Origin of the sequence: Streptomyces aurantiacus JA 4570 (genome assembly GCF_000414115.1) — a bacterium.
Lineage (GTDB): Bacteria > Actinomycetota > Actinomycetes > Streptomycetales > Streptomycetaceae > Streptomyces > Streptomyces aurantiacus_A.
In genome coordinates this window covers 1-722 of the sequence record NZ_AOPZ01000545.1, presented here as the reverse complement: position 1 = coordinate 722, position 722 = coordinate 1, and the positions used below count along the sequence as shown (strand labels likewise).

Genomic DNA, 722 nt, shown 5'->3' with positions numbered 1-722 from the left:
CCGCGCCGCGGAGCCCCGCGTACCGGCCCGCCCGGCGCCCGCAGGGACTTCCCCGGCCCCGCCGGGCCCGTCCGCACCGACGCCTCCAGCGGCCACCGCCGCACGGCACGCGCCGAACGCGGTGACCGCCGTGGCCCAGTCGCCCTCGTCCGACGCCACCCGGCCGCGCGCGTACGCGCACCGCAGGGCCGCGTCCGAGATGTCCGCGTACGGTGCCCGCGCGCGAGCCGCGCCCGCGCACTCCGCGAACGCCGCCACCGCCCCCGGCCAGTCCTTGGCGCTCTCCGCGACCCGGCCCCTGACGTACGCCGCCCGCGCGGTCAGGGCCGGGTCCCCGGCCCGCAGTGTCAGGGCGGCGGCGTAGGCGTCGGCCGCCGCGGGCCAGTCGCCCGCGTGGTGGGCCCGGGCGGCCGTGTCGAGGGTGGTGGCGAGCCGGAGTTCGGTCCGGGCGGCGGTCAGGCGGGTGTGGGCGGCGGGGGAGTCGGGGGCCGCGGCGACGAGCTGTTCGTAGAGGGCGATCGCGGTGGGCCAGTCACCGGCGTCCTCCGCGGCAAGGGCCTGCCCGGCCAAAAGCCGGTCGACGCAGTCGACGAGCACGGCGGGCAGCGGGTGCGCGGGCAGAGCCTCGCGGACCGCGTCGAGCGCGGCTTCCGCGGCGGCCGCCGCCGTGCCCGGCACGACAGCATCGGCCACCGCTGCCCGCGGGGCCACGGCATCGGCTG

Annotated in this window: 1 protein-coding gene; it reads right to left on the bottom strand. The window is 81.0% G+C overall.

Translation table 11 applies throughout. The features are described 5' to 3' along the window. Window positions 1-722 (bottom strand): tetratricopeptide repeat protein (locus STRAU_RS37915; protein WP_037664614.1); only part of this gene is annotated, 722 nt, incomplete at both ends.